Source organism: Labrenzia sp. R5_0 (assembly GCF_017743835.1).
Lineage (GTDB): Bacteria > Pseudomonadota > Alphaproteobacteria > Rhizobiales > Stappiaceae > Roseibium > Roseibium algicola.
Window position 1 is genome coordinate 599020 of sequence record NZ_JAGHRK010000003.1, and the last position, 25423, is coordinate 624442.

At 60.1% G+C, this 25423-nt stretch carries 26 protein-coding genes; 8 read left to right on the plus strand and 18 right to left on the minus strand.

Annotation, left to right across the window (positions count from 1 at the left end):
* Nucleotides 1-8 precede the first annotated feature (8 nt).
* The gene (locus J7447_RS18140; protein ID WP_075284418.1) at nt 9-653 is read right to left on the minus strand and encodes a nucleotidyltransferase family protein; all 645 of its coding nucleotides are present in this window, start codon (nt 651-653) and stop codon (nt 9-11) included.
* A 135-nt stretch (nt 654-788) separates the two neighbouring features.
* Here J7447_RS18140 and J7447_RS18145 point away from each other — a divergent pair, with 135 nt between their 5' ends.
* The 3 genes from J7447_RS18145 to J7447_RS18155 all read left to right on the plus strand — a co-directional run bounded on the left by J7447_RS18145 (nt 789) and on the right by J7447_RS18155 (nt 2075).
* On the plus strand, nt 789-1163 hold the full coding sequence (locus tag J7447_RS18145; RefSeq protein ID WP_286189256.1) for a hypothetical protein: 375 nt from the start codon (nt 789-791) through the stop codon (nt 1161-1163).
* Between the two features lie 48 nt (nt 1164-1211).
* Nucleotides 1212-1532 (plus strand): hypothetical protein, encoded by a 321-nt coding sequence (locus tag J7447_RS18150; protein ID WP_353653800.1) that lies wholly within the window; start codon nt 1212-1214, stop codon nt 1530-1532.
* Between the two features lie 204 nt (nt 1533-1736).
* The gene (locus J7447_RS18155) at nt 1737-2075 is read left to right on the plus strand and encodes a hypothetical protein (protein WP_145915833.1); all 339 of its coding nucleotides are present in this window, start codon (nt 1737-1739) and stop codon (nt 2073-2075) included.
* Nucleotides 2076-2132: 57 nt separating this feature from the next.
* On the opposite strand, the gene pheT is transcribed toward J7447_RS18155, so the two are convergent.
* The 3 genes from pheT to pheS are packed head-to-tail and all read right to left on the minus strand — an operon-like array spanning nt 2133 to nt 6369.
* A complete protein-coding gene (gene pheT, locus J7447_RS18160) occupies nt 2133-4550 on the minus strand; it encodes a phenylalanine--tRNA ligase subunit beta (protein WP_022999680.1) in 2418 nt (805 codons plus the stop codon).
* A 58-nt stretch (nt 4551-4608) separates the two neighbouring features.
* Nucleotides 4609-5262, minus strand: a complete 654-nt coding sequence (locus J7447_RS18165) for a hypothetical protein (RefSeq protein ID WP_022999681.1) — start codon at nt 5260-5262, stop codon at nt 4609-4611.
* 24 nt (nt 5263-5286) lie between these two features.
* Nucleotides 5287-6369 (minus strand): phenylalanine--tRNA ligase subunit alpha, encoded by a 1083-nt coding sequence (pheS, locus tag J7447_RS18170; protein ID WP_062490595.1) that lies wholly within the window; start codon nt 6367-6369, stop codon nt 5287-5289.
* Nucleotides 6370-6842: 473 nt separating this feature from the next.
* Between pheS and J7447_RS18175 the strand changes: the two genes are divergently transcribed.
* Complete coding sequence (locus J7447_RS18175; protein WP_031268882.1) at nt 6843-7796, plus strand: YihY/virulence factor BrkB family protein; 954 nt, start codon at nt 6843-6845, stop codon at nt 7794-7796.
* A gap of 24 nt (nt 7797-7820) precedes the next feature.
* Here the strand turns inward: J7447_RS18175 and J7447_RS18180 are convergent, their stop codons facing one another.
* Nucleotides 7821-8738 (minus strand): LysR substrate-binding domain-containing protein, encoded by a 918-nt coding sequence (locus tag J7447_RS18180; protein WP_209170506.1) that lies wholly within the window; start codon nt 8736-8738, stop codon nt 7821-7823.
* A gap of 134 nt (nt 8739-8872) precedes the next feature.
* Here J7447_RS18180 and J7447_RS18185 point away from each other — a divergent pair, with 134 nt between their 5' ends.
* Nucleotides 8873-9010 (plus strand): hypothetical protein, encoded by a 138-nt coding sequence (locus J7447_RS18185; protein WP_167579506.1) that lies wholly within the window; start codon nt 8873-8875, stop codon nt 9008-9010.
* Between the two features lie 208 nt (nt 9011-9218).
* On the opposite strand, the gene J7447_RS18190 is transcribed toward J7447_RS18185, so the two are convergent.
* Nucleotides 9219-9623, minus strand: a complete 405-nt coding sequence (locus tag J7447_RS18190; protein WP_209170507.1) for a tautomerase family protein — start codon at nt 9621-9623, stop codon at nt 9219-9221.
* A 102-nt stretch (nt 9624-9725) separates the two neighbouring features.
* Here J7447_RS18190 and J7447_RS18195 point away from each other — a divergent pair, with 102 nt between their 5' ends.
* Nucleotides 9726-10565 (plus strand): LysR family transcriptional regulator, encoded by an 840-nt coding sequence (locus J7447_RS18195; RefSeq protein ID WP_209170508.1) that lies wholly within the window; start codon nt 9726-9728, stop codon nt 10563-10565.
* Nucleotides 10566-10607: 42 nt separating this feature from the next.
* Here the strand turns inward: J7447_RS18195 and J7447_RS31340 are convergent, their stop codons facing one another.
* Together J7447_RS31340 and lepA are read right to left on the minus strand one after the other, a co-directional pair.
* Nucleotides 10608-11192: an alkylphosphonate utilization protein gene (locus tag J7447_RS31340; RefSeq protein ID WP_286189258.1), complete on the minus strand. Its 585-nt coding sequence runs from the start codon at nt 11190-11192 to the stop codon at nt 10608-10610.
* A 43-nt stretch (nt 11193-11235) separates the two neighbouring features.
* Complete coding sequence (lepA, locus tag J7447_RS18205; RefSeq protein ID WP_022999689.1) at nt 11236-13041, minus strand: translation elongation factor 4; 1806 nt, start codon at nt 13039-13041, stop codon at nt 11236-11238.
* A 236-nt stretch (nt 13042-13277) separates the two neighbouring features.
* On the opposite strand from lepA, the gene J7447_RS18210 reads away from it, so the two are divergent.
* Nucleotides 13278-13796, plus strand: a complete 519-nt coding sequence (locus tag J7447_RS18210; RefSeq protein ID WP_286189259.1) for a GNAT family N-acetyltransferase — start codon at nt 13278-13280, stop codon at nt 13794-13796.
* A 17-nt stretch (nt 13797-13813) separates the two neighbouring features.
* On the opposite strand, the gene mepA is transcribed toward J7447_RS18210, so the two are convergent.
* From mepA to J7447_RS18225, 3 genes are all read right to left on the minus strand, one after another.
* Nucleotides 13814-14845 (minus strand): penicillin-insensitive murein endopeptidase, encoded by a 1032-nt coding sequence (gene mepA, locus J7447_RS18215; RefSeq protein WP_022999691.1) that lies wholly within the window; start codon nt 14843-14845, stop codon nt 13814-13816.
* A 126-nt stretch (nt 14846-14971) separates the two neighbouring features.
* Nucleotides 14972-16057 carry a patatin-like phospholipase family protein gene (locus tag J7447_RS18220; protein WP_022999692.1) on the minus strand — a complete coding sequence of 362 codons (1086 nt, stop codon included), beginning with the start codon at nt 16055-16057 and terminating at the stop codon, nt 14972-14974.
* Between the two features lie 239 nt (nt 16058-16296).
* On the minus strand, nt 16297-17100 hold the full coding sequence (locus J7447_RS18225) for an alpha/beta hydrolase (RefSeq protein ID WP_286189260.1): 804 nt from the start codon (nt 17098-17100) through the stop codon (nt 16297-16299).
* 219 nt (nt 17101-17319) lie between these two features.
* Between J7447_RS18225 and J7447_RS18230 the strand changes: the two genes are divergently transcribed.
* Entirely contained in the window at nt 17320-18363 is a 1044-nt protein-coding gene (locus J7447_RS18230; protein WP_022999695.1) for a M20/M25/M40 family metallo-hydrolase, read from the plus strand.
* 143 nt (nt 18364-18506) lie between these two features.
* Here J7447_RS18230 and J7447_RS18235 read toward each other — a convergent pair whose 3' ends face one another.
* The 7 genes from J7447_RS18235 to J7447_RS18265 all read right to left on the minus strand — a co-directional run bounded on the left by J7447_RS18235 (nt 18507) and on the right by J7447_RS18265 (nt 25266).
* Entirely contained in the window at nt 18507-19178 is a 672-nt protein-coding gene (locus tag J7447_RS18235; RefSeq protein WP_022999696.1) for a hypothetical protein, read from the minus strand.
* Between the two features lie 44 nt (nt 19179-19222).
* Entirely contained in the window at nt 19223-19903 is a 681-nt protein-coding gene (locus J7447_RS18240; protein ID WP_209170509.1) for a dienelactone hydrolase family protein, read from the minus strand.
* A gap of 16 nt (nt 19904-19919) precedes the next feature.
* Nucleotides 19920-21185 (minus strand): TCR/Tet family MFS transporter, encoded by a 1266-nt coding sequence (locus J7447_RS18245; protein WP_206904013.1) that lies wholly within the window; start codon nt 21183-21185, stop codon nt 19920-19922.
* 48 nt (nt 21186-21233) lie between these two features.
* On the minus strand, nt 21234-22835 hold the full coding sequence (locus J7447_RS18250) for a B12-binding domain-containing radical SAM protein (RefSeq protein WP_055657417.1): 1602 nt from the start codon (nt 22833-22835) through the stop codon (nt 21234-21236).
* Nucleotides 22836-22955: 120 nt separating this feature from the next.
* Nucleotides 22956-24269, minus strand: coding sequence for a tetratricopeptide repeat protein (locus J7447_RS18255; RefSeq protein ID WP_209170510.1), 1314 nt, complete (start codon nt 24267-24269; stop codon nt 22956-22958).
* Between the two features lie 68 nt (nt 24270-24337).
* The gene (locus J7447_RS18260; RefSeq protein ID WP_031268890.1) at nt 24338-24538 is read right to left on the minus strand and encodes a cold shock domain-containing protein; all 201 of its coding nucleotides are present in this window, start codon (nt 24536-24538) and stop codon (nt 24338-24340) included.
* 269 nt (nt 24539-24807) lie between these two features.
* On the minus strand, nt 24808-25266 hold the full coding sequence (locus tag J7447_RS18265) for a YtoQ family protein (protein ID WP_022999702.1): 459 nt from the start codon (nt 25264-25266) through the stop codon (nt 24808-24810).
* Between the last annotated feature and the right edge of the window lie 157 nt (nt 25267-25423).

Here is a 25423-nt window from a genome sequence, read left to right on the forward strand (position 1 = left end):
CTGACATCTCAGGCATTGTCCCAGGGAATGACTGTCAGCTCCGGCCAGAGGGCCTTCATCCGCGCCGCCTTTTCCGCATAGGTTTCCGGGTTCGGCTGTGTGTAATTGGGCACCAGCCGCATGCCGAACAGATTGGCAAGGCCGAAAGGCGCATGCAACACCATGCGCCCGTCCTCTTCGAGCCGTGCCGCCACCGAATGGGTGCGCGAGGCATAGGTCGTCAGCGAATCCATGGCACAGTCGAGAGGGCGGTAGGGCCTGCCGAAACGGCTCTCGTACCACAGGTGGACACGAGCCTGATTTCTTACTTCCAGAAGGCTCGCCAAGTCGGGCAGGGCCTGGTTGACCTTGCCGATAACATCGTCCTCAGCCTCATAGGATAGATCGGTTCCGTCGAAATAGATGATGTCGAAATCCTTGATGCCGTGCAGCAGGGGGCGGTTGGTGAGGACGTTCCAGACAGTCTGGTAGATACCGCCCGACACCAGCCAGGCATCAGGAAGGGCAAGGTTGCGGACGGTGGTCAGGATTTCCATTACATGAGGCACGGTCCTGAGGATCTGCTCAAGACCTGCCAGCCGCGTCTCCTCACTGGCGGCATAGGGATCGCCCAGCCTTGCGTCGCGTACATCCATCTGCAAATCGGCGGTCATTTCCGGATCCTCTTTTCGCGAAGGGGCAACCTATCCGATTCTCAACGTATCGCGAGCCGTGCATGATGAGGACCATGCACGCGAATGTGTCCTCCGCAGATACGCGCGCTACCGGATGAGGGGCACCGACTTGACATGAAGCAGGTAGGCGCCATCTCCTTCGGAGACGTTTGGTTTTTTCAGGAATTGCCGATGTACCTCTTGCCACGCACACAAATGATTGCCGCACTGGCTGCTTGCGGGGCGGTGCTTGTCACCGCTCTGCCATCCGCGGCCCAATCCGGACGGCCGAATTCCACCGCCATGTCCTGCGGGCAGGTCCAGTCCATGATCAATCAGCGTGGGGCCGTCGTGCTCAGCACCGGGCGCTATACGTTCGACCGGTATGTGGCCAACCGGAGCTACTGCCAGCATGGCGAGGTCACGCGCCGGGACTACATTCCAACGAAGGACAATGCGAAATGCTACGTGCTTCGCTGTATCAATCCCCAACCCTGGCGGTATGACTGAGCCGTATCCGGGGCGGTTGCCCTCCCGGACTTCAACAGGAGACGTCATGTGAACCGACTTTCCAGAAACGCATGTTTCGGCTTCCTGGCGTTTACCTGGCTCGGGGGCACTGCCGCCGTAGAACCGGCCATGGCCCAGGCCGGGCGTCCGGACACGCGTTCGATGACATGTGCCCAGGCTCAGGAACTGGTCAGGAAAAGTGGCAGCATCGTCCTGACGACCGGCCAGTCGACCTTTGACCGCTTCGTTGCAAACGGCAGCTATTGCCGGCCGCAAACGGGGCAGGTCCGTGCGAAATTTGCTCCCACGCGAGACAATCCGCAGTGCTCCGTCGGCTACAGGTGTTTCCAGAACCGGACGCAGCGGTAAACGGGATCCTTCTGCAAAAACAGGATAAAGAGGCACAAGTCTTAACCGCCTTGCAGGCTTTTCTTGCTATTTCATGCGCGGACGGGGCAGCGCTGTGTTGCATTTGGAAACCGTTTCACAAATATGAAATACGGATTACCTACTGCTGGAAATCATAGCCATTTAATACATGACTTCGCCTGAATACTCAGGAAAGGCCTTGCGATGAACGAGAATAATACAAGAAAACAACTGTTAATTGCGAAGTCCGCACTTCAGGCAGGCCTGTTTATGTGTGCGGCTCTTGTCCCTGTGCTGCAGGCGGAAGCGCAAACCAGGCGTCAGCCCGATACCACGCAACTGACTTGTGACCAGACGCAGGACCTGATCAAGAGATTCGGGGGCATCAATCTGAAATCAGGCCCTTACAAGTTCGACCGGTTCGTCGTCGGCCGGAACCAGTGTTTCTCGGGCCAGACGGTGCGGCCGACATTCGTGCCGACCAAGGACAACCCGAAATGTTCCGTCCTTGTCTGTGCAGAGATGGGGCAGGCCCGCCAGTAAAAAGGCCGCGCGATGGTGTTCGCGCAGCCCCTTTTTCCAGTCTTGCGAAACGCCGGTTCAGCCTCTCAGCGTGCCACCGGTGGCCTTCTCGACATTGGCAATGATCTTCTTTGCCACGGCGTCGATTTCCTCGTCCGTAAGGGTCTTCTGACGCGGCTGCAGTGTCACGTCGATGGCGACTGACTTCTGGCCTTCCGGCACACCCTGACCTTCGTAAATGTCGAATAGCGTGACATCGCTGATCAGCGTCTTTTCCGCGCCACGAGCCGCTTTGAGCAATGCCTCGGCCGAAATGTCCTTGCCGACAAGGAACGCGAAGTCGCGTTGAACCGGCATGAGGCCACTGACATTGAGGGCACCCTTCGAACGGCCACCCTTGCCCTTGGGTTCGGGCAGCGCATCGAGGAAGATCTCGAATGCGACCAGCGGTCCTTCGATGTCGAGCAGCTGCAGCGTGCGCGGATGAACTTCGCCGAACACCGCCAGAACGTTTTTCGGGCCAAGCTTGAGACAGCCGGACCGGCCCGGGTGGAACGTTGCCGGGGCATCTGCAGACACCATCAGTTTGTCTACCGGTGCGCCGATGGCCGCCAGCGCTGCTTCGGCGTCCGCCTTGGCGTCGAACACGTCAACGGCCTGGGAAACACCCGACCAGTGCCGGCCGGAACCCTGAAGCTTCGCAGACCCGCGGCGCACGCCGGTTGCGACCATCTTCTGGCCTTCCGGAGTATCGTTCTCGAACACCTGACCGACTTCGAACAGGGCGACGTTGCCATAGCCCCGGTCTGCATTGCGCTGTGCCGCCAGCAAAAGGCCCGGAAGCAGGCTCGGGCGCATGTCGGACATCTCGCTGGAAATCGGATTGGCCAGCGCAAGCGCAGCGCTGCCGCCACCGAAGAGTTCAGCGTGATCCTTGGCAATGAACGACCAGGTAACCGCTTCATTGAAGCCACGGGCGGCCAGTGCCCGGCGCGCCTTGTTGCGGCGGATCTGTCCGGTGGTCAGCACCTTCTGGCCGACGGTGCCGGTGCGCGGCAGTGGTGTGAACGGAACACGCTCCAGACCGATGATGCGCACCACCTCTTCCACGAGGTCGGCCTTGCCTTCGATGTCCGGCCGCCAGCTGGGCGCGGCCACCTTGACCGTGTCACCGGCGCCGGAGATCCAGAAACCGAGCGACTTCAGGGTGACGTTTGCTTCAGCGGGCAGAACATCGACGCCAGACAGGCGCCTGATTTCCGAATAGGGGAAATCGATGATGTTGCTGGTATCCGGTACGGAACCGGCCTGCACCGTTTCGGACGGCTCGCCGCCGCACAGGTCCATGACCATGCGCGTGGCATATTCCAGACCCGGCATCATGTAGTTGGGATCGACACCACGTTCGAAACGATAGCGTGCGTCCGTATTGACGCCGAGCTTGCGCCCGGTGGCGGCAATGTCGTCCTCGTCCCAAAGGGCGGATTCGATCAGCACGTTGACAGTCTCTTCCGTGCAGCCGGAAGGCTCGCCACCCAGGATGCCGCCGAGACTTTCAACGCCGTTGTCGTCGGAAATGACGCAGATCGTGTCATCGAGCTCGTAGCTCTTGCCGTTGAGGCCGTCGATCTTCTCGCCCTGCTTGCCGCGGCGGACAACCAGATTGCCGTGAACCTTGTCGGCGTCGAACACGTGCAGCGGCCGGCCCTGATCGAAGGTGATGTAGTTGGTCATGTCGACGAGGGCGTTGATCGGGCGCAAGCCGATGGCGGTCAGGCGGTCCTGCAGCCATTTCGGCGAGGGGCCGTTCTTCACGCCCTTGACCAGACGCAGGCCGAAGGCCTTGCACATCGGCTTGGTGTCGCCGAAATCGAGCGTCACATCGACCGGGCAGGGGAAGCTGCCGCGAACCTGTTCGTTGCTGCGTTCCTTCAGCTTGCCGAGGCCGGCTGCGGCAAGATCACGGGCAATGCCGTATACGCCGGTGCAGTCCGGGCGGTTCGGCGTCAGGCCGATTTCGATGACCGGCTCATCCAGGCCGGCCCATTCGGCATAGGCCATGCCAACCGGCGCATCCGCCGGCAGATCGATGATGCCGTCATGTTCGTTGGAAAGTTCCAGCTCGCGCTCCGAGCACATCATGCCGAAGCTTTCCACGTCGCGGATCTTGCCGACGGAAAGCGTGACATCAAGGCCGGGAACATAGTCGCCCGGCTTGCCGAGTACGCCGACAAGGCCGGCGCGGGCATTCGGCGCACCGCACACAACCTGCACCGGGTCGCCCTCGCCGGTGTCAACCTTCAGGACGCGCAGCCGGTCGGCATTCGGGTGCTGTTCGGCTTCCAGAACCTTTGCGATTCTGAACGGCTTCAGGCGGTCGGCGCGGTTGGTGACTTCCTCGACTTCCAGTCCGATCAGGGTGAGACGTTCAACGATCTCTTCCAGGCTGGCGTCGGTTTCCAGATGCTCCTTGAGCCAGGAAAGGGTGAATTTCATCTTTCGATCTCTTCAAACTTGGTGCGGTCTCAGGACCGCGAAACGGGACGTGGAGGCTTCAGTTGCCGAGCCGGTCCACTTCGGGAATGATGGTCGCAGCGCCGTAGTTTTCGGCAAAGCGGCGGCCGATGTCGGAAAAGTCGCGGGTCCAGCCGCGCACGATCTCCGGCGTGATCTGCTGTTTGGTGGCAATCGCCTGGGCAGCTTCCGTCTCGATCCGGTCCCGCAGGATGCCGAGTTCGACCTGGGCCGCATATTCGGCCCGGTACTTGCCGAGCCAGCCCATGGCGACAATCAGCACCATCACCAGAAGGGCCGCGGTGCTGGTCAAGCCGGCCCACTTGGCGGTACCGCCGATCCGCCGGTCGCTGGCGATCAGCACGATCGAAGCAATGGTCAGGAACGCCACGATATAGATTGCCTGCAGGAAGCTCTGGTACTTCTCGGCCGAGCTTGCCTCGTGGCCGGCACGCAGACGCGTGATCCGGTCACGGAGGTAAAGCAGCGCGTCGGCTTCGGTGCCCAGCTTCTCCCGGAAATAGGTGTCGCAGAACCGCAGCCGGCCCCGGTTCTCGATCTTGTCCGCGCAGGCCTCGAGGAACGAGGTCGGTGTCGCGACGCGTGTTTCCTGGTCGCTGGTCTGCGCGGCTGCCGGCAACAGGGCGGCAACGGTCAGCATGGCGGCAAGAACGATGCGGATCAGCAATGACATGATGGCGCCCCCAAATTCAGGCGGTTAACTGGACAGACCGCCGAACAGTGTCGGCAGGTCGAGTGGGCGGAAGCCGTAATGCTGGATCCAGCGGACGTCGGCGTCGAAGAAGGCGCGCAGGTCCGGCATGCCGTATTTCAGCATCGCGATGCGGTCGATCCCCATGCCCCAGGCAAAACCCTGGTAGACATCCGGGTCGAGGCCGCAGTTGCGGATGACGTTCGGATGAACCATGCCGCAGCCGAGAATTTCCAGCCAGTCTTCGCCCTGGCCGATCTTCACTTCGCCGCCGGACCGGTCACACTGGATGTCGACTTCCATGGACGGTTCGGTGAACGGGAAGAAGCTCGGGCGGAAGCGCATCTTGATGTCGTCGACTTCGAAGAAGGACTTGCAGAATTCCCGCAACACCCATTTCAGATGACCGAAATGGCTGTCCTTGTCGATCACGAGGCCTTCCACCTGGTGGAACATCGGCGTGTGGGTCTGGTCACTGTCGCAACGATAGGTCCGGCCCGGAATGATGACGCGGATCGGTGGTTCCTGATTGCGCATGGTCCGGATCTGCACCGGCGAGGTGTGCGTGCGCAGCAGCAACCGTTCGCCGTCTTCCTTGGGATTGAAGAAAAACGTGTCGTGCATCTCGCGCGCCGGGTGGCCTTCAGGAAAGTTCAGCGCGGTGAAGTTCAGCTCGTCGGTCTCGATGTCCGGGCCTTCCGCAATGGAAAAGCCCATGTCGGCGAAAATCGCCGTCAGTTCGTCGATGACCTGGCTGACCGGGTGAATACGGCCGGTCTCCGCCGGTGTTGCGCGCAGCGGCAGGGTGATATCCACCTTCTCGCTGGCCAGCCGTGCTTCCAGGGCCGCTTCCGCCAGCACATCCTTGCGGGCGGCGATGGCGTCGGTGACCTTCGCCTTGAGGCCGTTGAGGGCAGGGCCCATCACCTGGCGCTCTTCAGGCGTCATCTTGCCGAGCGTTTTCATCTGCTCGGAAATTGAGCCCTTCTTGCCAAGGGCGGCAACGCGGATGTCTTCCAGGGCGGCTTCGGTCCCGGCGCCTTCGATGGCGGCCAGAAGATCGGATTCAAGTGTGTCGAGGTTGGACATGCGTACTCGGTCGTCGGTTCGCGCGGTGCGCGCGGAGGTGTCGAAACAGAAAGTCGGGGTCTTTTAGCGAATAATGGCGGTGATTGCCACGGCCTCATGCGCATTATTGCGTGAGTTCCCGAAGAGAAGAAAAGCGCCGGAATTAAAGCGCGTTAGCGCGTAAATCGACCGCAGGCGGGGCCCTGCAGCTCGATGAGGCGCACGTCGATCCCGGAAAGAGGCTGAGAGCCACTGCAAAGGCCGGAACGGCGGATATGTGCGGTAAGGTCGCTCATGGGGCGTCAATGTAGCGAAAGGCGAGGCGTTGGCAAGCGGAAAAGGAGAGGCAGCCTTGCGCCTCAATCTGGCCAACGCGTAGCGGCGAGCCCCAGGCACAGGAACTCAATCGCCACCCGGGCGTTTACCTTAGAACTCCCTGCTGTTTGCCAACGTCCGTGGACAGAAGGGCGTGGGTAGGCAACTGAGGGGGTAACATGGCACGTGGAAGAGATGCGGGCAGTCCGGAAAAGATCCCGCCAATGGGCTGGTTGGATATCAGCTACCGGGTGTGGAACGCGGTCCAGCGCGACCACATCGACCTGATCGCCGCCGGCGTTGCCTTCTACGGTCTTCTTGCGATCTTCCCGACCATAACTGCGTTCACGGCGCTGTCAGGGCTTGTGGTTGAACCTGTCGAGGTCAGCCGTCAGCTTGAAATGATCGAGAACTTTCTGCCGAAGGAAGCGTCGCAAATCATTCTGGCGCAGGCCGCAGATGTAGCAGGCAGCGAGAATGCGGGGCTCGGATTTGCCTTCGTCATCGGTCTGGGCATCGCGCTCTATTCCACCTCCAAGGGCATGGCCAGCCTCATGGAAGGACTTAACATTGCCTATGACGAGGTTGAGAAGCGGGGCTTTATTGCACTGAAAGCCCGAACCTTCGTGATGACGATCCTGCTTGTTTTCGCTCTGGTGCTGGGGTTGGTGTCCGCGCTTCTGCTGCCGGTTGTCTTCAGTTATCTCGCCTTGCCGGACTGGTTGGAGAAGGTCCTGTCATCGGCCCGCTGGATCATTCTGGGATTTCTGACCGTCACCGGTCTTTCCTTCGTTTACAGGTTTGGGCCGTCTCGAACCGATGCCAAATGGAAATGGATCACGCCCGGTGCGGTCATCGCCTGCCTCCTGTGGCTTGCCGCGTCCTACGGATTCTCGGTCTATGTGGCGAACTTTGCCAGCTACAACAAAACGTTCGGCAGCCTTGCCGGCGTCATCATCCTGCTGATGTGGCTCTGGATTTCGGCGTATATCATCTTGCTCGGGGCCGAATTGAATGGCGAGATGGAAGCGCAGACCCGCCGCGACAGCACCGTTGGTCCGGACCGGCCAATGGGCACACGTGGTGCCGTGAAGGCCGACATACTGGGAAAATCCATTGCAGGTGCTGAGTAGAGGTGCGCGACGAGCGAAAAACGCTCACGCTTCCACCATATCGGCTCCTTTCGGTCTGCCGATGGAGCCTTGCAGCTCCTCCCGCAGCCAGTCGCCGAAAGCCTTCTTGGCCTTTGTCTGAGGGGCGTTTTTACCGCTGACCAGCCAATAGGCGCTGCCCGTGGCGGGGCGCTCGGGGAAGGGGGCAATCACCTGGCCGGACTTCACTGCATAAACCGCAAGCGTTTCCCAGGCCAGAAACACCCCGTGGCCGGCGATTGCCGCATCCAGGCACAGCGAACCGTCTGAAAAGGTCGGGCCATCCTGCAGGATGCTCTCATCGAGGCCGAAGAGATCAAGCCAGGTTTTCCAGGTAAACATTTGTCCGGGGTCACGGATGATCGGCAGCTTGCCGATGTCCTTCGGCTCCTTGATCTGTCTGGCCAGCGCCGGGCTGCAGACGGGAAACACCCGCTGGTGCAGCAACTGCTCTGCCTTGACGCCCGGATAGGGTCCCTTGCCGACACGGATACACAAATCGACATCGCTCATGTCCGGATCGACCAGGTCCACCGTCGCTTCCACCCGAACCCGGATACCTGGATGCATCTTGTTGAAGTTCTTGAGATGCCAAACCAGCCATTTTCCGGCGAAGACCGGGGCAACCGAAATCGTCAACGCATCTTCCCGTCCGCGCTGGGTGGTGGCGATCGCGGTCGAAAGCGAGGACATGGCGCTGGTCAGATGTGGTTGCATTGCAAGCACATGAGCGGTTGGCAACAGCAAACGGTTCTGCCGCTCGAACAGTTGCACGCCAAGCTGGGCCTCGGTCTTGTGAACCTGCTGGCTGACGGCGCCGACAGTAACGCCAAGTTCGTCCGCGGCCGCCTTGACAGAGCCCAGCCGGGCGACGGCTTCCACGGCACGAAGGCCGGAGAGGTGAAAGCGATTGAGGTTTTTCATTTTAGAAAAGCTAAACTGAAAACCAGAATAAGTCGATTTTTTTTAGCGAGTAGTGGCGTCTATATAAGGAGCATAGCTAAATTCAAAGAAGGAATTTGGCCATGCAAAAAACAATAATAAGGAGAATGAAACTCATGATGAAACTGTTTATGCGCCGACACCTGACGGCTCGTCCGGCTTCCGCATATGACCGCACCGACCCGATGTCCCATCCGGCAATCGTGCGCATGTCCCAGCGTGAACTGGCCGACCTTCCGCTCAACCGGCGCTAAGGCTGAAGACCGGCTGAAAGGCCGGTCCCCAAACCTTCCGATCGACCCTCCGCAAGGACAGGCCGGTTGGACAAGACTTCCAAACCAGAAAACGGCGCCTGGGCGGCAAGCCCGGCGCCGTTTCTGTCTTTGGGAGGCAATCCCGCATTTTAGTGCGTTCGCTATTTTGCCTGGTGATCAGGTCGACCGGCTTCCTGTCCGGTTCGGATCAAACGGCGACCGGTTGCCTGTCGGCATATTGCGCGACGCCATGGCCGAACGACCAGTTCTCGAGCCTTGTCTCGACCAGGTTGATGAAGATGTCTTCGGAACGGATGCCGACTTCGCGGGCCAGGCCCTTTGCGATCCGGGCAAACAGCGCTTTCTTCTGGTCGATGCTGCGGGTATCGCTGACCGTCAGCTGGATGATGATCAGGTCGTCCGACCGGTCGATATTCATGAAGTGGCGGCCGAACAGGAAATCTTCGCGTGGATGTTCGGTGATCATCATGAACTTGTCGTCCTGCGGCACGCCGAAGGTCTCGCGCATTGCCTGATAGATCTCGTCCAGGATTGCTGATTTCTGCGCAGCGGTCCTGGAGCCTTTCAGCAGGGAAACATTGGTAAGCGGCATCTTGTCCTCCGTCATTCGGTGATACGGCCAACCTTATTGCGGCAACAAAGATAACAGAAACAAATCTTTGATATTTCAAAAATGATAAATTAGAATGATTGCATGACCGATCTCGACATGGATCTCTTGCGCGCTTTTGTTCGAGTTGCCGAAACAGGCAGCTTTACCCGGGCAGGGCAGATGACGGGGGCAAGCCAGTCTGCTGTCAGCGTCAAGATCAAGAAACTGGAAGTCCGTCTCGGCAGCGCCTTGCTCAGCCGATCGCCCCGGTCCGTCCGGTTGACGAGCTTCGGTGCTCGTTTTTTAAGTGACGCCCGCAGTCTGATCGACCTGCATGACAGGGTAACGGCCCGCGTTTCAGGTCCTTCCGTTCAAAAGCGGCTTCGGTGCGGGATCAGCGATCACGCAGCGGGCGGCCGCCTCCCGGAGATTATCGCCTCCCTCAGCAAGGCCTTGCCGGAACATCGTCTCCATGTTGCGGTCGGTTATTCCGATACGCTGTACAACGACTTCAAGGCAGGTCTGTTCAGCGCGATCATGGTGCGCTCCGAGGACGTCGAGGGCACGGGTCACGTGGCTTTCGAGGAAAATCTCGTCTGGACAGCCGCCAGGGATTTCACCTGGGAAACCGGTACCCCCTTCCCCTTGGTGGCGCTTTCGGAAACCTGCGCCCTCCGGCGCCTGGCAACTGGCACGCTCAAGGATGCGGGGATCGCTTTTGAAGACGCCTTCACCGGCACCGGTGTCGGCGCCATACAGGGGGCGGTCAGCGCAGGGCTCGGCATTGCCTGTCTCGACCGGCGAAATATTCCGGAGGGATGCCGCGAAGTCGGGGAACTCTATCGGCTGCCCGAATTGCCGAAAACAAGGATGACGCTCTTCTGCCGGGAAGACCCGACAATTGTTTCGGCTATCCTTCAGGTCTTCCGGGAGGCGGCGTAAGCGCTCTTCCGGGGCGTGTTGATCAGCTTGGAAACGAGCTGATCAGGCCTTCTTCACGAACTCCGTCAGGATGACGATCCGCTGATCGTTCACGCGGCCTTCGATCTGGGAGGCATTGTCCGCAACAAGGGAGATGTTGCGCACGGCGGTGCCGCGCTTGGCGGTGAAGTTGGCGCCCTTGACCTTGAGATCCTTGATCAATGTCACCGTGTCGCCAGCGGCAAGAACAGCGCCGTGCGTATCCTTGTGGACCACGCCGTCGTCACCTTCGCCCGCGCTGCCGCCAAGGCCGGCCTTGGCCCAGGCAAGCGTTTCGTCGTCCAGATACAGCATGTCCAGAAGATCGCGCGCCCAGCTCTCGTCCCGCATTCTGGAAAGCATGCGGTAGGCGACAACTTGAACCGGGGGAACCTGGCTCCAGGCGGCTTCGTTGAGGCAGAGCCAATGCTTCGGGTCGATATCGGCGGCACCTGAAATCTGGTCGGCACATGTGGCGCAAGCCAGAACCGCCATATCCGCTGTGCCATCCGTATCGGGGCCGACATCCAGCGGCCGCAGCGCTTCGGTAGCGCCGCAGAACTCGCAAACGTTGCCGGCGCGGTCGGAAAGGGTCTGTTCAATACTCATGGCAAGGCCTTGCTGGGATTGGCGTGGCGCGCCAATCGGTTTCTCACTCGTCCATCTTCAGGGCCTGGATAAAGGCTTCCTGCGGGATCTCGACCTTGCCGAACTGACGCATCTTCTTCTTGCCGGCCTTCTGCTTCTCAAGCAGCTTGCGCTTACGGGTGGCGTCGCCGCCGTAACACTTGGCAGTCACGTCCTTGCGCAGGGCGGAGATGGTCTCGCGGGCGATCACGCGGCCGCCGATGGCTGCCTGGATCGGAATCTTGAACATGTGCCGCGGGATCAGCTCTTTCAGCTTTTCGCACATGGCGCGGCCACGGCGTTCCGCCTGGCTGCGGTGCACGAGCACGGAAAGCGCATCCACCGGCTCTTCGTTGACCAGGATCGACATCCTGACCAGATCGCCGGCCCGGTAGTCCGAAATCTGATAGTCGAACGATGCGTAGCCCTTGGAGATCGATTTCAGGCGATCGTAGAAGTCGAACACGACTTCATTGAGCGGCAGGTCGTAGGTTACCATCGCGCGGGAGCCGACATAAGACAGGTCGATCTGAAGACCGCGCCGTTCCTGGCACAGTTTCAGGATGCCGCCCAGATACTCGTCCGGCGTCATGATGGTTGCGCGGATCCAGGGCTCGCGGATTTCGGAAATCTTCACCACATCCGGCATGTCAGCCGGGTTGTGAAGTTCGACTTCCGCACCGTCCGTCAGGGACATCTGGTAGACCACCGACGGCGCGGTCGCGATCAGGTCGAGGTCGAATTCGCGGTAGAGCCGTTCCTGGATGATTTCCAGGTGCAGCAGACCGAGGAAGCCGCAGCGGAAGCCGAAGCCGAGAGCTGCGGATGTTTCCATTTCAAACGAGAACGAGGCATCGTTGAGGCGCAGCTTGCCCATGGCAGCGCGCAGATCCTCGAAGTCGTTCGCGTCGACCGGGAAGAGACCGCAGAACACGACCGGCTGAGCCGGCTTGAAGCCCGGAAGGGCTTCCGTGCAGGGTTTCTTTTCCAGGGTGATGGTATCACCGACACGGGTGTCGGCCACTTCCTTGATGGACCCGGTGATGACGCCGATCTCGCCGGCCTTCAGCTCGTCCACTTGAAGGAATTTCGGGGTCATGACGCCGACGCGGTCGACATCATAGGCCGCGCCCGTACCCATCATCTTGATCTTCTGGCCCCGCTTCAGGGAGCCGTCGATGACACGGACGAGCACCATCACGCCGAGATAGGTGTCGTACCAGCTGTCGACCAGCATCGCCTTCAGTGTCGCTTCGGGGTCACCTTCCGGAGGCGGCAGCTTGGAAACGATCGCTTCCAGCACGTCGTCGACACCAAGACCGGTCTTGGCGGAGATCATGCAGGCTTCGGATGCATCGATGCCGATCACGTCCTCGATCTGTTCCTTGATGCGGTCCGGTTCGGCCGCAGGCAGGTCGATCTTGTTGAGGACGGTCACGATCTCATGATCGTTGTCGATGGCCTGATAGACGTTGGCGAGCGTCTGGGCTTCCACACCCTGAGAGGCGTCGACCACCAGCAGCGAGCCTTCACAGGCTGCCAGCGAGCGGGACACTTCATAGGCAAAGTCCACGTGGCCCGGCGTGTCGATCAGGTTCAGCGTATATTGTTCGCCGTCCTTGGCATTGTAGATCAGTCGCACTGTTTGCGCCTTGATCGTGATGCCGCGCTCGCGTTCGATGTCCATCGAATCGAGCACCTGCTCGGTCATTTCGCGGTCGGTCAGCGTGCCGGTCATCTGGATCAGGCGGTCGGCCAGGGTCGACTTGCCGTGATCGATATGAGCCACGATGGAAAAGTTGCGGATGTTGGAAAGCTTCTTCGTCGTCATGGCCGCCCCTTTACCATTGCAATTCGATTTCGCCTAGTAGATTGAAGCCTTCGGGCGTTGAATTCCGGTGCTTTTTTGCACCCTCGGGCGAATGCCGGGTTTCACCGCTCCGACAGGGATATGGCGCCTCCGGCAAATGACGTAGCCCGCAGGTGACATTTGTCGTGGCAAATCAACCTCAAAGTGTGATCTAGATTGCATCGGCACTGATGTGTCGAGCAGCCTGACAAGAGAGCATGATGTTGATCCGTAATGCAGAACCGAAGGATGTCCCGTCGATCCTGGCGCTTTATAACCAGGCTGTGCGCGAGACGACGGCCGCCTGGACAAATCGTGAGGAAACGCTGGACGACAGGCTGACCTGGTACGAAGGCCGGGTGAAGCAGGGGCTGCCGGTTCTGGTGGCCGTGGACGATGCAGATACTGTTCTCGGGTTCGCCAGCTTCGGGCCGTTCCGGCCTCGCGAAGGGTATCGTCTGACGGCGGAACATTCCGTCTATGTCGAACCGGCGGCACAGCGGCGCGGCATTGGGAAGGCGCTTCTGGAGCGGTTGGTCGACATTGCCGCCGACATGAAATTACATGTGCTGGTCGGCGTCATCGACGGGGACAATTCTGCCTCCATCGCCCTTCACGAGAAACTTGGTTTTCATGTTGCCGGCCGTCTGCCGGAAGCCGGCACCAAGTTCGGCCGCTGGCTGGATCTGGTCTTCGTTGCCAGGGTTCTGGGGCCGATGCAATCGCCGAACGCCTAGGCGTCACCCAGCCGGTCTCAATTGGCCGTCAGCACCGACCGGCAGTCATTCGGCAGGGCTGCCAGGGCCATGGGCCGTTTCTTGACCACTTTCGGAGGTTCTCCGGGCTTGGGGGGATTTTTGGGAACCCAGGGTTCGTCGGACAGCCAATAGGCAAGGTCCGCGCCACAGCCATCGCCCGGGGGCGGCGGGTTCTGGTTCTTGCAGCCGGCACTGCCTGCAGGGCAGGAAAGGCGTACGTGGAAGTGATAGTGATGTCCCCACCACGGTCGTACCTTGCGCAACCAGGCGCGGTTGCCGCCCTTCTCGAAATCGCACAGAGCCTTCTTGATCGTCGGGCTGACGAAGATGCGTGCAACACGCTGGTCGGATGCGGCGCGCCGGATCAGCCGAGCATGGTCATCTGACCATTTCCTGGGGTCGACACGCCGGTCTGCACCCTTGACGTCCATCGGACCGATCAGCATCGAAATAGCGGAGATGTCTTCGCGTTCCTGAGCGGTCAGGCGCCGGTTCGGCATTTCCGTCAGCCAGATATCGGCATCGAGGCCAATCTGATGGCTGGCATGGCCGGATGTCATCGGCCCGCCGCGCGGCTGCGCGATATCGCCGACAAGCAGACCGTTCCAGCCGACCTTGGGGGCATCGCTGGCCAGATCCTTGAGATAGTCGATCAGGACAGGATGGCCCCAATTGCGATTGCGCGACAGGCGCATTGCCTGCCAGGTGGGGCCGTCCGTCGGCAGTTCCGCTCCGCCTGCGAGGCAACCCTTGGCGTAGGATCCGATCGAGCGGGCTTTCAGTTGAGCTGGTCCGGTGGCGGCGCCGAAATAGTCTCGTGCTGGCTGGTCCCCATAAAGCACCAGCTTGGGCTTGTTCGCGACATAGCCTTCCGGCACATCGCGTTTCTTTACCGGGACAGGCACACCGGCCACCAGTTCGACGGTCGGCGAATAGTCCTCGGAGACAGGATCGGCCGGTTTGGCTGTCGGTACCGGCGCGGCTGACGCAACGAGACAGGATACCTGGAACGCGGCTGCAAATGCCATGAAGCCGGACACCGAAGGTGCCCAGCGATTTCGCTTGCCTGTTTTCCCCGTTCTCACGTCGAAACCTCGTGCGCCAGTCTGGGTGTTCCGCCGTCGTTGCTCCCGCCGCGACGATCACCTCACTCGTCAGGCAGCATGCACCAAATCGGGTGCTTCCGCATCCGATTCGCTATTATCCACATGCGCCGCGATCATGTCGGCGAACGCGTCGAGGAAAACCGTGTTGTCGCGGATCACCCTGTCTGCAGCACCATTCAGCGTGATGATGTTGCCGGGACGGGCGTTGTCGATGTCTTCGGCTTCCGGTGGAAGATCGGCGTCGAGCCTGTGATAGGTCACGTTCGGCAGTTCTGCAAAGAGCTGCCGTGCCTGATCGGAGGTCGTCTGGCTTTGCGCGTCGGCCAGGATCGACATCAGCGGCGCGCCCTTGGAGGGCTGCAGCCAGCCGAGGGCACCCCAACCAACGGCGTCCTTGTAAAGGAACGACCGTGCCGGTGCCCTGCCGGTGCCAAGCGAAAGGATGACGATCTCGTCGTCGCCCCAGCCAAGATTGCGGGCTTCCAGATACGCTGCCACTGTCGGGTCTTTCATGAAGACCGTTCCATCGATCAGGGCTTCCTCGCGCCGGCGGCTGAGATTTTCAACGCGTGCCGGTTCGAAATACGAGGGAGTGGCGGTGGTCGCACGCACAGCTTGCCAGAAGTAATAGTCGTCCGGCCGACCGCTGCTGGCTTCAAGGCCGTTTGTCAGGAACACAGGCTTGCGCTGTTCCAAATCGTAGGCGGTCAGGACAAGGTGGGTCAGGCCGCTGGCCATGGAGGTCCAGCCGAAGCGTTCCTTCAGCAGCTTTTCCAGCGGCCGCGGATCGTAGGTTTCGTCGAACAGGCCAAGCGAACTGGTGACGGTTCTGGCCAGTCGTGCCGAGATTGATGATTTGAAGATTTCCCGCGCGTCGCGTTCGAAGAAACTGCGCAGCTCATCAATGGTCGCGGCAGGTGCGCCGGCGGTGCCGCCTGGGCGTGGTGCGGATAGGCCTGCAGCAATCAGGCCGCCTGTAGAAGAACCGGCCATCAGATCGAAAACCTGGTGCAGCGGCTCGCTAACGCCGCGCTGGCTCAATCGGCTTTCAAGTGTCTCAAGCAGCCGAAGCGGAATGAGGCCACGAATGCCGCCGCCGTCAATGGAAAGAATAAAACGTTTTTTCTGGGTCATGGGATTCCCCGGGATCGTCGCAATGGAAGGCGCTACATCTCTCCGAGAAGACGGGAGACGCTTTTTGCTTACCTTTAGAATGTTGTCATCAATTGCGACACTGCAATGGCAAAGCGAAAAACAGGTGGACGATTTTTCGAAATTGGCGAGCAAGAAGTTAAACCGACTTCGCTAATCTGCGAAGACCGACCGCAGTTTTCCTTTTCTTGCGACGGCCAGCAGCCTGCCCGGGTGCCGGATCACGAAACATTCACCAGGAAACTGGAAATGGTTTCAACCAGCAGGTCCGGGCATTCCCTGTGAGGCGTGTGCCCTCTTCCTTCCAGGATGACCTTCTGTCCGCCGGTGCTATTGGCGATGTGTTCCGGGTGGTGGATTGATCCGTATTCGTCCAGTGCGCCGTGGATCGCAAGGGTGCTGCAGCGGACACCGGCAAGGGCATCGTCAAGGGACCAATGGGCGAAGGCGGGCGAAAGCCATGATTCCGTCCAGGCATCCAGCACCCAGCGCGCCTTGTCGCCGTGATAGAGCGCAAGTCTGTCGAAGGCGCCGGGATCGGCAAACGCGGTGCGGGCTTCGCGGACACCTTCCAGGGTGCGGTCCTCGATAAGCGCCTGAGCGGCAATCGTGACCAGGGCCGTGACCTTGTCGGGATGCTGTGCGGCGGTATGCACCGCCATGCCGCCACCGACGCTGTGCCCACAGGCAACAAATCGCGTGAGGTTCAGCTGCTCGCACAGCGCGGGCACAACCGTTCTGCCTTCATCCGCGATGAAGCTTGCGGGCAGGATGTCTTCGCGCACCGACGACTGGCCGAAGCCGGGCCTGTCATAAGCAATCACGGCCCGTCCGCTGGCAACGGCAAGGCGTTCGGGAAAATCACGCCAGAGGGCTATACAGCCAAGCGAGTCGTGAAACAGGAGCACCGGCACCTTGCCGGGCAAACGATCTTCAGGTGTCCAGCAGCGAACGTGAACGGTGGAGTTGCCGACCGTGACGGCGCGCGTTTCGACATGGACGGTGCCGGACAAGAGAGTGGTCAAAGAAGAAAACCTTTCCATTCGCATTGAAGGGCTGTGCCGGAAAACGGCGGAACGGTCTGTCAGGATTCGCATGGGGGATGCGGTTTCCTGCCGAGGCTTATCGCAGGCCATGCACCTGCAACAAGCCTCTCTTTTCGAACTAATCTGTCTTGGCTCTTTATCCCGCGCGGTCTTTCGGACTAGGATCGTGCCGATTTTCCAACCTTCACAGGAAGTTCCATGAATATCGATCTGCTTCGCCGACTTTGCGAAACGCCGGGTGTACCGGGTCACGAACACCGGGTCCGCGACCTGATTCAGGCGGAAATCAAGGGCTTGTTCGACGAGGTTACCGTCGATCCGATGGGTTCGCTGCTTTGCCGCCGCGACAGCCGCAAGGCTTCCAAGAAGGGAACCCCGAAGAAGGTCATGCTTCTGTGCCACATGGATGAGATCGGCTTCCTGGTCTCACATGTCACGGACAAGGGCTTCGTTCACGTGCAGCCCGTTGGTGGCTTCGATGCCCGCAACCTGTTCTCCCGCCGCGTGCTGGTGTCTACCGATGAAGGCGACTTCAAGGGGGTGATGAACCCGGGCGGCAAGCCGATCCACATCTCTTCTCCGGAAGAGCGCAAGAAGGTGCCTGAGCCCAAGGAATTCGTCATCGACATGGGCCTTGGCGAAAAGACCAAGGAGATCGTCAAGGTCGGCGACATGGTGACCATGGACGAGCCGCTGATCGAGATCGGCGACAAGGTCGTCTCCAAGGCACTCGACAACCGCATCGCCTGCTGGCTCGGCATCGAGGCGATCAGGGGTCTGGGCAAGGCCAAGCATGATTGCGAAATTCATGTCGCCTTCACCTGCCAGGAAGAAGTCGGCCTGCGCGGCGCGCGCACCGCGTCCTTTGCCATTGCGCCGGACATCGGGCTTGGCATCGATACCACGCTTGCCTGCGACACGCCGGGCGTTCCCGAGCAGGACCGCACCACGGTGCAGGGCGAAGGCTTCGGTCTGCACGTCAAGGATTCCAGCTTCATCGCGGACCGCGATCTGGTGAAGGAAATCGAAGCCATTGCGGTCAAGGAAAAGATCCCGTTCCAGCGCACCATGCTGGCGGCTGGTGGCCAGGACGGCGCGGCTGCCCAGCAGGCGGCTGCCGGTGCCAAGGCAATCGGCATCGTCGTCGGCACCCGCTACATCCACACGGTCACTGAAATGATCGACAAGGGTGACCTTCAGGCGGCTCTGGACATCATCGTCGCCTACCTGAAAAAGGCGTAAGGCATGGAAAAGGGGAGCTTCGGCTCCCCTTTTTAAGTCAGGTGTCAGATCTGGCTTTTTCTACCTGCTTCATTGCCGGACTTGATCCGGCAGTCCGGTCCAGCCCACGTCCCAACCGGAGCGTACGCGGAAGGGCTGCCTGCTCAGGCTACCAGGCCGAGGAGGTTCGAGACCTGGTCGCCGGTGCCTGCATAAAGCTCGCTGACGGCAGCGCTCTGGTAGCTGAAGGAGCCGTTGTCGAAGTTGCCTTCGATGGAAGAGGCGTTTGCGGAGCGGACGGACAGCCCGGTTTCGCTGTCGTAGGACACCCGCTCGAAGGATACGAACTGCGCGGAAACGGTTTCACCACCGATTTCGGCTTCAATAGTGGTCGTTGAAATCGTCGCGCTTTCATAGGCGACATTCGCCGAAGCGCCGCTTTCCTCTTCACCAAGAGCCACCTTCAGTTTGCCGGCGGTCTTCTGATAGTCCTCGACGGTCGCCAGCGCGCCGTCCTTTTCCTTGTCGTCGTCCTTGCCTTTGCCTTTTTCGACCGCATCCTGAAGGGCGGCGATCACGACCGCGTCTTCCTCGGCCTGTTTGCTGGCTGCTTCCAGAGCATTGACGGCGGGGGACTTGTCGTGGCCATTCCGCTGGCCGATCTCGTGGCCGTAGGCGTTGCCCTTGGGATCGTTCTTCTGGCCTTCAGCGCCGCCATTCGAAAAGGAAGCCGTAAAAAGGCTCGCGCTTTGCGTGGTGGTTTCGATGGAAATCTGCATGGCTTCGGATCCCGGCTTGTCCGGCCCTTTCTGGTCCGGCACAGTTGCAGAAAGCATCCTGCAAAACCGTTAACAGGCTATTAACCAATGCAAGGCCGTCTTCAGACCGGCATTGCCGGGCCAAATGCCTTTTCCAGAAACCGCCCGCCCAGCACCATGCCGCGCTCGTCAATCGAATGGCCGAGGCCGGCCAAAAGGTGCAGGCTTGAGGAAACCCCGGCATCGTCAAGCGCCTTTTGTGCTGCCTGGGCATGATAGCTGGCAACGACATCGTCTTCCTCGCCATGAACAATCAGCACCGGGCTTTGCGTGTTGACCGGACCCAGCTGGCCGGCTCCCGGCAACAGTCCGGAAAAACCGATCAGGGCCGCTGGCGGAGACGGGCGGCGCAGGCCGCATTGAAAGGTCATCATGGCTCCCTGGCTGAAGCCGACCAGTGCCAACGCGCTGCCATCCAGCGAATGGCGGGCCAGTTCGTCGTCCAGAAACCGGTCGAGCACCGGTTGGGCGGCCTGCGCGCCGAGGCGGTATTCATTGGGATCGCGCTCCTGGAGCGCAAACCATTGCCGTCCGCCGAGCGCTTCGAAGGGAAGGGGTTCAGGAGCGTTCGGCGCAACAAAAGCCGCATCGGGAAGCTGTCCCTGCCAGGCGCGCCCGAGGTCGATCAGGTCAAGGCCATCCGCGCCGTAGCCATGCAGGATCACAACCAGCTGACGAGCGGGTTTGCCGGAGGCCGGTGCAAGACGTGGACCGTCGAGAAGAGGAGGAAAGGTGCCTGTCACTTTTGGGGAAACCCGATTATTCGGCTGGTGTCTTCCGGTCTGCCGCCTCGGAAGGTGACGGCAGTCTTTCCTGAAGACGCATGAAGGGAAGGGCGATCAGCATGGCGGCGAGGATCAGCACGCCTGCCAGGGCAAACGGCGCGCCGGGAAAGGAAATCGCCGCCTCAGGACCTGAAAACGTGGCAAAGACCTGGGTCATCACCAGCGGGCTCACCACCATGGAAAGGCCGGCGGCACTGGCAATCAGGCCCTGCAATTCGCCTTGCGCATTGTCCGGGACACGGACCGACATCAGACCGGTGAAGGCAGGCGTCGCCATCGCACCAAGCGCCGCGAACGAGATCAGCAGATAGGCCATCCAGCCGGTATCGGCGACGGCGAGACCGGCAAAGGCCACGAGATTGGCGGCCAGCCCGATGAAGAGTGTCCGGCCGGGCCCGAGTTTCGGTTCCAGGACACGGATCAGGTATCCCTGAACGAAGGCAAATCCGACACCGACGGCCGCAAGTGACAGACCGATGTCTCCGGGGCTCCAGGCGAAGACCTCCTCCGCATAGTAGCTCCAGACGGACGGGTAGACGTAATGGGCGATGTCGAACAGGAAGATGGCCAGAAGCAGCGTGCGCACCGCCGGATAGGCGGCGATCTGCTTGAAGGCCCCGAATGGATTGGCCCGTTTCCAGTCAAAATCTCTTCTGTTTTCGTCCTTCAGCGTTTCCGGCAGCATGAAATAGCCGAAGAGGAAATTGACGAAGGAAAGGCCTGCGGCAGCATAAAAGGGCGCACGCGGTCCGTATTCGCCGAGGTAACCGCCGATCATCGGCCCGAGTACAAAGCCGACACCAAATCCGGCCCCGACAAGACCGAAGTTCTTCGCCCTGTCCTCCTTGGACGACACGTCGGCAATGAAGGCTGATGCGGCCGAGAAGGTTGCTCCGGCAACACCCGACAGGGTTCTGCCGATGAACAGCACGGCCAGATGCCAGGAGAAGGCCATGATCAGGTAGTCGACAGCCATGGCGAACATGGACACCAGCAGCACCGGACGGCGGCCAAAGCGGTCGGACAGATTGCCGAGCGTCGGACCGAAGGCGAACTGCATCAAGGCGTAGACGACGCTCAGTGCACCGCCCCAGCGGGCGGCTTCGCTCACAGGCAGCGAGGTGAGTTCGGTCAGGAGCGAGGGCATGACCGGCATCATCAGGCCGATGCCCATGGAATTGAGAACCAGCGTGACCAGGATGAACCCCAGCGCGCTGCGTTTGGAGATACCGGACCGCAACTCTTTTCCCGCCAATCCCGTCAGCTGAAGGAGGGTGACCTTATCCGATTACTCGGCGGCCACCAGCGCCGGCTGTTCCCAGTTGCCTTTTTCGATATCGGCAATCTGCTTGTCGATCTGGGCAACCACGAACCGGGAGAACGGCCCCAGGTGCACATAGAGCGCAAGCATCATCATGACCGGCTTGATCGCCCTGAAATTGGTGAAGGCGGTCTTGATCAGAGTTTTCCAGAAGGGCCCGCGATAGGTGGTTTCCTTGAAGGTCATTGCCAGGATAAGACGGCCGAACAGCTTGATATCGTGGAAGAACCCGGCGCCGAAGATCGAGCCGTTTGCGCCGCTCATGTCGAGCATGGAAGCCACCTTCTGAACGCGGCCGAAGTAGGCTTCCGGACCATAGACCCGGTCGATGACCTGCTTGAAGTCTTCCAGGATCTGCGCGCGCGGGCGCACTGTGGTGAAGTTGAGCCCGGCGGTGCACTGATCGCCATGTTCCGTATCCGGATCATCGGTGGCGAAATCCGCATGCAGACGGCCTTCCTTGGCGAGCCGGCGCGTCAGCTGAGTGTTCGGCAGGGCATAGAGCAGACCGGTCATCGCAACAGGGATTGCGGCCTCCTCGATCAGTGCCGAGATCTCGTCCGCCACCTTGTCGCTTTCCTCGTCGAAGCCGACAATGAAGCCGGCCAGCACGAAGATGCCGGCATCGTAGATCTTGTGCACGCTCTTGGCGATGTCGCGGCGTGTGTTCTGTTTCTTGCGTGTCGCGACCAGAACGTCCGGGTCCGGGCTTTCGATGCCGATGAAGACCGAGAAATATCCGGCCTGCTGCATCATCTTCAACAAGGCTTCGTCGTCCGCCAGGTTGAGGGAAGCCTCGGTCGACATTTCGAACGGGTAGCTGCGTTCCTTCTGCCATTTCGCCAGTTCGGGAAGGAAGCCCTTCACGGCCTTCTTGTTGCCGATGAGGTTGTCATCGACGAAGTCGACGTGACCCCGGTAGCCAAGTTCGTACAGCCGGTCGAGTTCGGCCAGCATCTGGTCGTTGGTCTTGGTGCGCGGCACGCGGCCATACAGCTCGATGATGTCGCAGAATTCGCAAGTAAACGGGCAGCCGCGCGAATATTGCACGCCGATCTGGACATAATCGTCGAATCTCAGAAGGTCAAAGCGCGGTACGGGGCTGGAGGAAACGTCAGCCTTGAATTTCTCGGCCGAGAAACGGCCGTTGCGGACCCCTTCCTTCCAGGCGTCGACAAAGGTGGTGAGAATGCCTTCGGCTTCTCCAAGGACCAGGAAGTCGGCCGCTTCATAAACTTCCGGAGAAGAGGTTGCATCCGGACCGCCGACCACGACGGGAACATTCTTTTCCTGCGAACGGCGGATGACGGCGAGGCAATCGGCCTGCTGGGGCAGCATGCCGCCAGTCATCACCATGTCGGCCCAGGCAAGATCGTCGTTCGTCAAGGCGCCGGTGTTGCGGTCGATCAGGCGGACATTCCAGTTCTCCGGCAGCATTGCCGCAACTGTGATCAGGCCGAGAGGAGGAGCGGGATATTTGGCGCCGACCATTTCGCAGGTCGCACCATAGTTCCAGAATGATCCGGCATTGAAGCGCGGATACACCAGCAGAACATTGCATTCCGACATTAACGGTCCCTCCAAACGGACACTCGTTCCCAACGGCGACACCGTAACAACTTTACGCCCCGGCACAACCGCTTTGAATGTCCTTGCACGAATTCACTTGCCGTCCGCGCGGACAGACTGTCACGTCTGGCTGGCGCCTGGCTTGCGGATGTGAAAAACGAGCCCATTCACATCCTTGCCGAGTTCCTTGCGCAGAATATCCCGTTTTTCCCGCGCATAGAGAAGGCCCGCGGCCTCCGCGCAGCGCTTTAGATATTCCGGCCGGTGGGCGTAGCGCCCCGTAGCATCCACGCGGTAGTCCGGCCCGTCCGACGTATCGAGATGCTCGACGCTCGCGACGAGCATACCGCCCGGGGCAAGGGCTCCTGCAAGCGCCTGCATGAAAGGCTCCAGGTCGCCGAGATAACACAGCGTGTCGACACAGACTGCCAGATCGAATTGGGCCGGCAGGTCGGAGGACAGAAATCCAACGAGCTCACCCTCGACCAGGAAGTCGTAGACCTTCAGCGCAGCGGCCTTGCGCAGCATGCCCGGTGACAGGTCGATGCCGGTGAGCCGGGCACAGTGGTCGCGGATCAGTGGTCCGCAAAGGCCGGTCCCGCAGCCAAGGTCGACCACATGGGCAAACGGCAAGTCGCGCTCCCTGGCCAGCTCCGCGACTTCCTCGGCAACAAGCTTCGGCGCCTGGTAGCCGAGCCCGTTCAGGACGTCGTCAAAGCTTTCCGAAAAGCTGTCGAAATGATCCCGGACATAGTCCGCGGGGGCAAGCGACAGGTCTTCTCCGCGGATCGCAGCAAACTGATAGCGGATGACCGGGTCGTCCGGGTAGGTTGCGACAAGCATCTCCATATGCCGTGTGGCGACTTCGGCCCGTCCAAGCGCGCACAGTACGCGCGGATGCCAGCCCTTGTCGCTCCAGACGTCTGGCGGGAACTGCAGACACCGTTCGAAAGCGTCTGCCGCTTCCTCTCTTTTGCCGGCAAGCATCAGCGATATGCCGAAGTTGTGCCAGCCGCTGTGATTGTTCGGGTCGAGGCGCACGACTTCTCGCAGCATGGGCAGAAGCTCGTCGTTGTTGCTGGCTTCCTGCAGCATCATCGAGATGTTCTTCCAGGCTTCCTCGTGGCGGACTTCAATTTCTACTGCGCGCAAATAGGCTTTCAAGGCTTCGTCCTTGTCGCCTGAAAGCTTCAGGATGTTGCCGAGGTTGTTCCAGGCGGAGAAATTGCGCGGGTTCCTTTCCAGGGAGGCATGGATAAGCGCAACCGCATTGTCCGCCTTGCCGGCATCGAAATGCAGCAACCCCAGGAAGTGCAGGCCGTCCGCATGGTCTGGATCTTCTGATAGCACATCCTTGTAGGCGCTGAGGGCGGCTTCCAGATTGCCGCTGCGGTGGGCGGAGATGCCCTGTTGTAATCTCTCGTCAATTTGCATCTGAAAAAAATCCAATAAAAAAGGGCGGTCGAACCGCCCTTGTACCCGGTAATGACCTGTAAGTGACCTTACAGGACTTTCAGGTCTTCGGCCACCATTTGACCGCGGCGCCACTCCAGGTCGAATGCCACAAGCTGGCCTTCCTTCAGAGTGTCAATACCGGACCGGCGCAGGGCCGAGATGTCGACAAGGATGTCCTCGCCGTCCTGCGGTTCGATCGTGCCGATACCCCGGCGCTGATCAAACCATTTCACGTTTCCATGTAGCATGGAGTCTTCTTTCCAATTCTTGGCATCTTGGCATACGACGGCTTCCATAGCTGCCTTTTTCAACGCCTTGATGACAGTGTTGATGATAATACTAAAGTACTTTTCAGACCCTGCTCGGAACTGGACATCGACGTGCGCAGTCTTTTCGCGACTGCCTCACTTCAAGAAGCCGTTCCATTTGGCGGAGGTCTGGTTGCCCGGTAAAAACACCCGGGCTTTTCCATAGTGTCTATTAGTATGGTAATGAAATTGTTAATTTCAAGACCTGCTCACCGATCGAGCTTCCCAAGTATAACATATTTGAGGATATCGACGACTTGTTCGGAGGTCTCGGCGACCGCAAGAGCAGCTGCGTCAACTTCCTTGAGCGGGTGGGTCAGCGACGGGTCATGAACGACAATCAGAGACTTGCCGAGCGCGGCAGCATAGCCGGCATCGAAGGCTGCGTTCCATTGCTTGTATTTATCGCCGAAGCGGACCACGACGATGTCGGCTTTTTCCAGCAGCGTCCGTGTGCGGATCGCGTTCACCTTTGCGCCCTTGTGGTCGTACCAGAACTTGTTGTCCTCACCACCCAGGATGGTCGCGCCGCAATCGTCGCTGGCATCGTGATCCGTTACGGGAGAGGAAAATTCCACCGGCAACTTGAGTGCGGATGTGCCTTCCATGATCCTGTCACGCCAGTCGGTATGGATTTCGCCGGATAAGTAGACGCGCCAGGTGGTCATAAGGTTCTCCCATGCAAGCTTTTGAATTATGTGGCGAAAATCCCCGCCTTGTTGTGATCCGAAACTGGGGGCTGAACCAGGCAACGTCAACCCCTGCGTTCATTTGCCCCTTGGTGGAAGGGGCCGGGAGACTCGACAAGTCTGCGCAAAAACTGAA

Coding starts and splice junctions, on each gene's coding strand:
- J7447_RS18140 (WP_075284418.1), bottom strand. CDS start 653: ATGACCGCCGATTTGCAGATGGATGTACGCGACGCAAGGCTGGGCGAT.
- J7447_RS18145 (WP_286189256.1), top strand. CDS start 789: ATGAAGCAGGTAGGCGCCATCTCCTTCGGAGACGTTTGGTTTTTTCAG.
- J7447_RS18155 (WP_145915833.1), top strand. CDS start 1,737: ATGAACGAGAATAATACAAGAAAACAACTGTTAATTGCGAAGTCCGCA.
- pheT (WP_022999680.1), bottom strand. CDS start 4,550: ATGAAATTCACCCTTTCCTGGCTCAAGGAGCATCTGGAAACCGACGCC.
- J7447_RS18165 (WP_022999681.1), bottom strand. CDS start 5,262: ATGTCATTGCTGATCCGCATCGTTCTTGCCGCCATGCTGACCGTTGCC.
- pheS (WP_062490595.1), bottom strand. CDS start 6,369: ATGTCCAACCTCGACACACTTGAATCCGATCTTCTGGCCGCCATCGAA.
- J7447_RS18175 (WP_031268882.1), top strand. CDS start 6,843: ATGGCACGTGGAAGAGATGCGGGCAGTCCGGAAAAGATCCCGCCAATG.
- J7447_RS18180 (WP_209170506.1), bottom strand. CDS start 8,738: ATGAAAAACCTCAATCGCTTTCACCTCTCCGGCCTTCGTGCCGTGGAA.
- J7447_RS18185 (WP_167579506.1), top strand. CDS start 8,873: ATGATGAAACTGTTTATGCGCCGACACCTGACGGCTCGTCCGGCTTCC.
- J7447_RS18190 (WP_209170507.1), bottom strand. CDS start 9,623: ATGCCGCTTACCAATGTTTCCCTGCTGAAAGGCTCCAGGACCGCTGCG.
- J7447_RS18195 (WP_209170508.1), top strand. CDS start 9,726: ATGACCGATCTCGACATGGATCTCTTGCGCGCTTTTGTTCGAGTTGCC.
- J7447_RS31340 (WP_286189258.1), bottom strand. CDS start 11,192: ATGAGTATTGAACAGACCCTTTCCGACCGCGCCGGCAACGTTTGCGAG.
- lepA (WP_022999689.1), bottom strand. CDS start 13,041: ATGACGACGAAGAAGCTTTCCAACATCCGCAACTTTTCCATCGTGGCT.
- J7447_RS18210 (WP_286189259.1), top strand. CDS start 13,278: ATGATGTTGATCCGTAATGCAGAACCGAAGGATGTCCCGTCGATCCTG.
- mepA (WP_022999691.1), bottom strand. CDS start 14,845: ATGGCATTTGCAGCCGCGTTCCAGGTATCCTGTCTCGTTGCGTCAGCC.
- J7447_RS18220 (WP_022999692.1), bottom strand. CDS start 16,057: ATGACCCAGAAAAAACGTTTTATTCTTTCCATTGACGGCGGCGGCATT.
- J7447_RS18230 (WP_022999695.1), top strand. CDS start 17,320: ATGAATATCGATCTGCTTCGCCGACTTTGCGAAACGCCGGGTGTACCG.
- J7447_RS18235 (WP_022999696.1), bottom strand. CDS start 19,178: ATGCTTTCTGCAACTGTGCCGGACCAGAAAGGGCCGGACAAGCCGGGA.
- J7447_RS18250 (WP_055657417.1), bottom strand. CDS start 22,835: ATGTCGGAATGCAATGTTCTGCTGGTGTATCCGCGCTTCAATGCCGGA.
- J7447_RS18255 (WP_209170510.1), bottom strand. CDS start 24,269: ATGCAAATTGACGAGAGATTACAACAGGGCATCTCCGCCCACCGCAGC.
- J7447_RS18260 (WP_031268890.1), bottom strand. CDS start 24,538: ATGCTACATGGAAACGTGAAATGGTTTGATCAGCGCCGGGGTATCGGC.
- J7447_RS18265 (WP_022999702.1), bottom strand. CDS start 25,266: ATGACCACCTGGCGCGTCTACTTATCCGGCGAAATCCATACCGACTGG.